This is a genomic window from Streptomyces tricolor (genome assembly GCF_002155905.1).
GTDB lineage: Bacteria > Actinomycetota > Actinomycetes > Streptomycetales > Streptomycetaceae > Streptomyces > Streptomyces tricolor.
Window position 1 is genome coordinate 1 of record NZ_MUMF01000746.1, and the last position, 7,736, is coordinate 7,736.

General features: G+C 73.9%; 5 protein-coding genes. 2 read left to right on the forward strand and 3 right to left on the reverse strand.

Annotated elements, in window-relative coordinates; all coding sequences use genetic code 11:
• Window positions 1-2,203 (reverse strand): XRE family transcriptional regulator (locus CCN44_RS38700; RefSeq protein WP_244204040.1); only part of this gene is annotated, 2,203 nt, incomplete at its 3' end.
• 209 nt (window positions 2,204-2,412) lie between these two features.
• Window positions 2,413-2,781, reverse strand: a complete 369-nt coding sequence (locus tag CCN44_RS38705; RefSeq protein WP_059256020.1) for a hypothetical protein — start codon at window positions 2,779-2,781, stop codon at window positions 2,413-2,415.
• 381 nt (window positions 2,782-3,162) lie between these two features.
• Between CCN44_RS38705 and CCN44_RS38710 the strand changes: the two genes are divergently transcribed.
• Both CCN44_RS38710 and CCN44_RS38715 read left to right on the forward strand, forming a co-directional pair.
• A complete protein-coding gene (locus CCN44_RS38710; RefSeq protein ID WP_059256018.1) occupies window positions 3,163-3,957 on the forward strand; it encodes an SDR family NAD(P)-dependent oxidoreductase in 795 nt (264 codons plus the stop codon).
• Between the two features lie 443 nt (window positions 3,958-4,400).
• Complete coding sequence (locus tag CCN44_RS38715) at window positions 4,401-7,115, forward strand: AAA family ATPase (RefSeq protein WP_086703587.1); 2,715 nt, start codon at window positions 4,401-4,403, stop codon at window positions 7,113-7,115.
• Window positions 7,116-7,189: 74 nt separating this feature from the next.
• Here the strand turns inward: CCN44_RS38715 and CCN44_RS38720 are convergent.
• On the reverse strand, window positions 7,190-7,736 hold a 547-nt coding region (locus CCN44_RS38720), incomplete at its 5' end, for a phosphopantetheine-binding protein (protein ID WP_244204041.1).

Genomic DNA, 7,736 nt, shown 5'->3' on the forward strand with positions numbered 1-7,736 from the left:
AGCAGGTCGCCGTGACCGCGAGGGTACGGCCGTCCGGGCTGAAGGCGAGGGCGCGGATCCGGCCGGGGACGGTGAGCGTCGCGGTCGTCCGGTGGTCGGCCGGGCGGCGCAGCCGGACCGTGCCGTCGGAGCCGGCGGTGGCCAGCAGGTGACCGTCCGGGGCGAAGGCCACCGCGTTGACCGGCCCGCGGTGGCCGCCGAGCCGGGCGGCGAAGGGTTCGGCCTGGGTGCTCAGCAGGGCTCCGCGGGTGGTGGCGGTGGGCTGGGTGCGGTAGGCCTCGGCGGCGAGCAGCAGGGAGGCCTCGGGGCGGCCCCCGGCGAGCAGGGTGGACTGGACGGCGAGGGCCTGGGAGCGGGCCAGGCGCTCCTGGGCGAGCGCGTCGGCGCGCTGGCGGTGCGCGAGGCCGCCGGCGGCCAGGGCGCAGCCGAGCAGGACGACGAGGGTGGCCACCGTCGCCTGACGCAACCGGACCTGACGGCGTGTCTGGCGCTGCCTGGCCTCCTCCTCGGCCTGGCTGGCGTGCAGGAACGCCTGCTCGACGGGGCCGAGCGGGCCGAGGCCGTCCGGGTCCGCCGCCCAGGACCGGACGGTCTCCAGTCGGGTGCCGCGGTAGAGCGCGGACGGGTCGCGGCCCTCGCGTTCCCAGGCGGCCGCGGCGTGGCCGAGTTGCTGGCGGACGAGCAGGCCGGCCCGGTCGGCGCTGATCCATTCCCGCAGCCGGGGCCAGCTGTGCAGCAGGGCCTCGTGGGTGATCTCCACGCTGTCGCTGTCGACGGTGACGAGCCGGGCGCGGACGAAGACGTCGAGCGCGGTGTCGGCGCCGGCCGCGCCGGCCGGCGGCGTCATGAGGTCGGTGCGGGCGACCCGGCGCCGGGTGGCGCCGGTGCCGTCGGAGACCTGCACGAGCCGGGACAGGATGCGCCGGATGGTGCGCTGCTCGGCGGGATACAGCTGGGCGAACGCGTCCTCGGCGGTGCGGGCCACGGCTCCCTGGATGCCGCCGGTGCTCTCGTACCCGGCGACGGTCAGCGTGCCCGCCTCGCGGTGGCGCCAGGTGGCCAGCAGGGCGTGGGAGACCAGGGGCAGCGCGCCGGCGGGCACGGCCTGCGCGCCGGGTTCGCCGGTCAGCCCGGCGTCCCGCAGCAGCAGCGGGACGAGGCCCCGTTCGAGGGTGGCTCCGGCGAGTTCGGCGGGGCGGGTGATGGACTCGATCAGTTCCGCCGTGGTCATCGGCGGCAGGACGAAGAGGCCGTCGGTGAAGACGGGGGCGAGTTCGGGCAGGTCGAGACAGCGGCCGGAGAAGTCGGCGCGGACGCCGAGGACGACGACCGCGGGATCGTGGCCGGGTGACGGCGCGGGGGCGGCCAGCGCGCACAGCAGGCGGGCGAAGGTGCGCCGTTCGGTCTCGTCGGCGCAGAGGGTGAACAGCTCCTCGAACTGGTCGACGAGCAGGACGAGCCGGGGCGGTGGTGGCGGCCGGTGCCCGGCCGGAGGGGTGTCCGCGCGTGCCCGTACGGCGGTGAGGAGGGCCTCGGGCCGCTCGCCCAGCCGGGCGGCGGTGAGGCCGAGGTCGCCGCCGAGCACCTTGGCGGTGCGTTCCAGCAGCTCCTCCACCGGGTGCGCGGTGGGGGTGAGGGTGACGACGGGCCAGCGGTCGGCGCCGGCCATCGGGAAGCCGCCGGGCCGCCGGAGGGCGGGCACCAGACCGGCGTTGAGCAGGGACGACTTGCCCGCGCCCGAGGGGGCGACGAGCAGCAGCGGTCCCTCGCCGACCCGGCGGAAGAGGCGTTCCACGAGCGCGGCCGTGGCCCGCTCGCGGCCGAAGAAGCGGCCGGCGTCCTGTGTGGTGAACGCCGACAGGCCCGGGTAGGGGCAGGCGGGGCCGGTGTCGTCGTCGGCGGGTTCCGCGGGGCGCGGTGGTGCGACCAGGGCCAGCAGTTCGCCCTCCGCGCGCAGGATCTGGTCACAGCGGCGGGCCACGTCGACGGTCGCGCGCTTGGCCCCGGTCTCGATCTTGCTCAGGTACCCCTTGCTGTAGTGGGTCTGCCGGGCCAGGTCGGCCAGTGACAGACCGCGTTGCTGCCTCAGTCGTCGTAGTTGTGCGGGGAAGGACGGTGTGGTCGGCACCGTCCGGTCCCCGCCGTTGTCGTTCCGGTTGCCGGTGTCGGCTCCCTGTCGCGGCTCCCCCAAGGCGTCCCCCATGGCAAGCGTGCCCAGGCCGTGAGACGGCGGGAGCCCAGGTTACTGCCGGGGTGTGACCGGTGGCCCGGCCATGCGTGCACAGTGGCCGAAAACAAGCTTCCGGAACCGCGGTCGCGGTTCCGGAAGCTTCCCCCGTGAAGGCCCCTCGGCCGGCCGTGGGTGGGGTACGGCGGACCGAGGGCCCTGGATGCGCTCTACGGCCGGTATCCCTACGGCCGGTAGAGGGTGATGGAGTTGATCGGCGTGAGGTCGGCGTAGACACCCGTCCCCTCGGCGATCCGGTCACCGCAGCCGGTGCCGTTGTAGCCCGTGCACAGGCTCGCCGTGGCCCCGCCGTACTGGTTGTTGAGGACCCAGTGCCAGCCGACCTGGTTGCGGAGGTTGTGCGGGCCGTAGCTGTACAGGACCAGGCTCGGCGACTGGGCCGGGTTCTGGTTCTGCGGGTACACGCACACCGCCCCGTCCGGGCAGCCGGCCCAGGGATCGGCCGCCGGCTCGGCGTGGGCCGCGCCGCTCATCGCCAGCACCGCCGCCGCGGCGGTCGCGAAAGCGGCGGCGCCGCGCATCGTCTTGCGCATGGTTCCCCCTTTGTTCTCCTGCGTCGTCGCAGGTCGTACCCGGTGTTGACGGCACCACCTTCGCGCCGCGGCCGGCCCGGGTCGACGGGTTTCCCGTCGCCCGTCGCCGCCGCGCCCGGGAAACCCCGGGTGACCAGCGGGAGCGGCGGAGGCGGGCAACCGTCGTCGGAACGGCTGTGGACCGGGCCGCCGTTGCGGGAAGGGGCGCCCGGTGCTGCGGCGCTGCGTCCGGGACGGCGGGCCGCGGTCTCGGCGGACGGGCGGAACGGGCGGAGCCGAACGGCCTAGCGGGATCGCGCCGTTCGTCCGTTCCTGCGGGGCCGCCCGGCAGACTCGACGGACCGTGGCATCCTCGCGCGCACGAAGGGACCCCGCCCGCCCATGCACATCGACCTGACAGGACGCACCGCACTGGTCACCGGCTCGACGCAGGGCATCGGCGCCGCCGTCGCGGTCGCCCTCGCCCGGGCCGGGGCCCGGGTGGGTGTCAACGGCCGCGACGAGCGGCGGGTGGCCGACGGCGTCGAGTCGTTGGCGCGGCAGGCGCCCGGCGCCGAGCTGGTGCCGGTGGCCGCCGACGTGTCCGGCGACGAGGGCGCGGCCCGGGTGGCGGAGCTGCTGCCGCACGTGGACATCCTCGTCAACAACCTGGGCGTCTTCGGCGTCGCGGACCCGTTGGAGATCACCGACGACGAGTGGCGGCGCTTCTTCGAGGTGAACGTCCTCGCCGCCGTGCGGCTGACCCGGATGTATCTGCCGGGCATGACGGAACGCGGCTGGGGGCGGGTCCAGTACGTCGCGAGTGACTCGGCGGTCGCCATCCCGGCGGAGATGATCCACTACGGGATGTCGAAGACCGCGCTGCTGGCGGTGAGCCGCGGCTTCGCCAAGAAGGCGGCGGGCACGGGCGTGACGGTGAACTCGGTCATCGCGGGTCCCACGCACACCGGCGGCGTCGAGGACTTCGTATACGAGCTGGTCGACCGGGACCTGCCCTGGGAGCAGGCGCAACGCGCGTTCATGCGCGAGTACCGCCCGCAGTCCCTGCTGCAGCGGCTGATCGAGCCGGAGGAGATCGCCCACATGGTCGTCTACCTCAGCTCGGAGCAGGCGTCGGCGACGACCGGCGGGGCGCTTCGTGTCGACGGCGGGTACATCGACTCGATCCTGCCCTGACGGTCCCGGAGGCGAGGGCGTTGCCCGAACGGGCGGCACAAGCGCTTTCCCGTGACCGAAGTCACGGCGGGCCATGCCCGGTTCCTTTCTTTAACCAGCCGGTAAATAAACAGACTGTAAAAGGACGCCTCGGCGGGCCGCCCGCACAGTATGCAGGAGCCCTACAAAGTGAGAGTTGACAACGTTGGCCTAGACAGATAGCGTTTCTGCGTGCTATGAGCATTCACTCATCTCTATTCTGATACCCGGAATTTGGCCGAAATCATTCGGGCACATCAATGCGACACGTTTCCCTATCTGCCAGGAACTGTCCGGCGCGCCGCCTTCGCGACAGCGACGCCGCCCTCTCAGAATTTCCCACGCACCGTCGTAAGACGCCGCCTCGTCTCGGGGGAAACGAGGCATGACCTCACTCGATAAGAGAATCCAGGGGGGAACCCACGATGCACCTCTTCGGCCGTTCGAGAGAACTACAGGCCTTGGGTGAGGCGTTCGCCGACAGCGCGCGGGGACACGGGCGACTCGTGATCATCACGGGCGGTCCCGGATCGGGCAAGACCCAGTTGGTGCATGAATTCCTGGCCACCCTGAACAGCACCGATGCGCGCATACTGACCGGTACGGCAAGTTCTGCTGAACGAGATCAGCGGATGAGTCTGGTGGAGCAATTACTCCACAGCGCGGAGGCGGAACACCCTGCCGTCGACGCGCCCGCCGGACACGAGGCGGCTGAAACGCTCCTGCACCTCACCCGCGACCCCCGCCCCCTGGTCGTCGCCGTGGACGACGCCCACGCCATGGACCCGGACTCGCTGCGCACGCTCGTCGGTCTGCTGCGCCGAAGCCGCTCCCGGCAGGTGCTCATGGTGTGCGCCACCTCAGGACACTTCGGCACGTCACGCTCCCCCGCCCACACGGAACTCCTGCGCCAGCCGCACCGCCGGGTACGCCTGGCCCCGCTGTCCGAGACGAGCGTCGGCGAACTCCTCGCCGCCCAGGCCGGCCGGCCCCTGCCCGGCCCCGTCCGCGACGCCTACCACCGCGCCACCGCCGGCAGCCCCCTCCTGGTGCACGCCCTGCTCGACGACAGCACCCGCTTCGCACCCGAGATCGGCCGGCCCATCGCCGGCCCCGCCTACCGGCAGGCCGTGCTGTCACTGCTGCACCGCGGCGACGCCGGGCACGTCCGGGTGGCCCGGGCGCTGGCCGCGCTCGGCACCCTGGCGGGCACCGTACCCGTCGGCGAGCTGGCCGGCACCACACCGGCCGGCACCCAGGAAGCCGTCGACGTCCTCAACTCCTCGGGCCTGCTCGACGGTTACGCCTTCCGGCAGCCGACCGCCGCCGCGGCGGTCCTGGAGGACATGGACGCCGCCGCGCGCGCCGGACTGCACGGCCGGATCGCCCACATGCTGTACCGTTCCGGCGCGCCCGCCGTCGAGGTGGCCCGTCACCTCCGCCTCGCGGACCTCGTCCCGGCGGGCTGGGGCGCCGGAATCCTGCGCGCCGCCGCGGAGCAGGCACTGGCCGCGGACGACGTGGAGCGCTGCACCGCCTACCTCGGCCTGGTCCTGCGCGACTGCGTCGACGAACGCGAACGCCACGCTCTGTCGGTGGCGCTGGCGCGTGCCGAGTGGCGCACCAACCCGGCGGCGGCCGGCCCGCACCTGGAGCCGCTGCGCGAGGCCGCGCTGGACGGCGAGCTGAGCATGCGGGACACCGCGACCGTCCTGCGGTACCTGCTGTGGCAGGGCGACACCGAGCTGGCCGCCCAGGCCGTGGCCACCCTCGTCCACCCCCAGTCGCCCGCCGACGCCCAGCTCGTCGCCGAGGTGGAGTTCGTCCGGCAGTGGTTCTACGGCGTCGCGCTCCCCGGCAAGGGCGCCCCCGTCGCCGGGCTCGACCCGCACCGCCGCCCCCCGCAGGCCCCGACCGGCGGGCTGGCCGTCCGCGTGGCGGCCCTCATCGGCGGCGAGGCCACCGACGAGTCGGCGGCGGCCGTCGCCCAGGCCCTCCAGGGCCACCAACTCGACCATCTCAATCTGGAGTTGGTCGCGATGTCGCTGCTGGCGATCGCCCACGCCGACCGGCCGGCGGTCGCCGCCGAGGCCTGCGACGGGCTGCTGGAGTGCGCGGTGGAACGCCGGGCGACGACCTGGCAGGCCCTACTCGGCGGCATCCGGGCCGAGATCGCCCTGCTCCAGGGGGACGTGACGACCGCCTCGCAGGGGGCACTCGCCGCGCTCGACACCCTGCGCGCCCAGAGCTGGGGCGTACTCATCGGCCTCCCGCTGTCGACGGCGATCTCCGCGCTCACCGCCCTGGGCTCCTACGACGAGGCCGAGGAACTGCTCAAACACGATGTACCGGAGCCGATGTTCCGCACCGTGTTCGGCATCCAGTACCTGCGGGCCCGCGGGCACCACTTCCTCGCCACCGACCGGCCGTTCGCCGCGCTCGGCGACTTCGAGACCTGCGGGCGGCTGCTCCGGGAGGGCAACCCCAGCCTGCAGAAGGGCATCCCCTGGCGGTCCGACCTGGCCCTGGCGAACCTGCGGATCGGCAAGGCCCGCACCGCCCGGGAGTGGGCCGAGGAGCAGCTGCGGCTGCCCGGCGGGCACAGTTCCCGGGCCCGGGCCATGGCGCTGCGCCTGCTGGCCGCCACCAGCAAGCCGCACCGCCGGGCCTCGCTGCTGCGCGAGTCGATCGACCTGCTCAAGGCGTGCGGCGACCGCTACGCGCTGGCCCAGGCGTACGCCGACCTGTCCGCGGCGCACTACGAACTGGGCGAGTACGCCCGGGCCCGGCTGGTGGCGCGGCAGGCGGCGCGGGAGGCCGAGGCCTGCCGCATCGAGTCGCCGGTCGACGCGCACCTGCTGGAGGACCCGGTACGGACCGACGGCTCCGAGACCGAGGACGGTCCCGCCATCCTGAGCGACGCCGAGTGCCGGGTCGCCGGACTGGCCGCGCTCGGGTACACCAACCGCGAGATCAGCACCCGCCTGCACGTCACCATCAGCACGGTGGAGCAGCACCTCACCCGGGTCTACCGCAAGCTGAACGTGGCCAGCCGTTCGGAGCTGCCGTCGAAGATGCTGGAGCACCGCATCCCGAAGCTGTCGGACCGCTGGGCCAGCACCCACTCCTCCGCGGGCTGAACCCCCTCTCCACGTGACCGAGCGCGGCCCCGCCGGTGACACCGCCGGCGGGGCCGCGCTCCGCATGCGCACGGTCAGTTGAAGCTGCCGAGTTCGTCGTCCAGGATGCCGAACAGCTCGTCGGCCGTGGCCGTCTCCAGCCCGCTGCCGCCGGTCCGCCCGGTCCCGTGCCCGCTCCACCGCCCGGTGCCGTCCCACCGCGCGCTCAGGGCGCGCAGCCGGGCGGCGACCCGGGCCCGCTGCTCCTCGTCCGGTCCGGCCGAGTCGAGCGCCGCGTCCAGCACCGTCTCCAGCCGCACCACTTCGGCCTCGATGTCGACGCGGTCGTCGGAGGTGTCACCGCCGAGTTCCGCGTACAGATGCCGGGCGAGGGCGTCGGAGGTCGGGTAGTCGAAGGTGAGGGTGGTGGACAGCCTGAGGCCGGTGTCGGCGCCGAGCCGGTTGCGCAGCTCCAGGGCGGCGAGCGAGTCCACGCCCAGGTCGCCCAGGGGGCGCTGGGGGTCGACGGCGGCGCCGGAGCCGTGTCCGAGGACGTCGGCGACATGTCCGCACACCGTCTCCACCAGGAGGTCCAGGGCTTCGGCGGCGCTCAGCCGGGCCAGCCGCGCGGGCAGTGCCTCG